Raw genomic sequence first — 416 nt, 5'->3', positions numbered from 1 at the left:
CGCCAGCCAGCCCCCGTCGATCACGAACGGCTGCCCCGTGATGTACGAGGAGTCGTCCGAGGTCAGGAACAGCGCGAGCCGGGCCACCTCCGCCGGCTTCCCGATCCGGCCGAGCGGCACGAGCTTGCGGTAGAGCCCGTCGAGCGCCCGCGAGGTCTCCTCGGCATCCGCCTCCGGATCCAGGAGCGAAGGGTTGGACATCGCGGTGTCGATGGCGCCGGGGCACATGGCGTTGACCCGTATGCCGCGGGGCGCGAGCTCCAGGGCCGCGACCCGGGTGAGGCCGAGGATGGCGTGCTTGGTGGCGGAGTACGTGCCCACGGCCGCCATGCCCGTCACGGCCGTGTAGGAGGCGGTGTTGACGATGGTGCCGCCGTCCTCCAGCTCCGGGGCCACGGTCTTGATCCCGAGGAAGC

At 71.6% G+C, this 416-nt stretch carries 1 protein-coding gene; it reads right to left on the bottom strand.

Going from position 1 to position 416, the window contains the following annotated elements; genetic code table 11:
• A partial coding sequence (locus tag ACLZOT_RS50135) for an SDR family NAD(P)-dependent oxidoreductase (protein ID WP_416976007.1) occupies nt 1–416 on the bottom strand: 416 nt, incomplete at both ends.

Origin of the sequence: Streptomyces sp. 4F14 (assembly GCF_048159485.1) — a bacterium.
Lineage (GTDB): Bacteria > Actinomycetota > Actinomycetes > Streptomycetales > Streptomycetaceae > Streptomyces.
The sequence above is the reverse complement of the archived record's forward strand: the minus strand, read 5'-3'. Positions and strand labels throughout refer to the sequence as shown.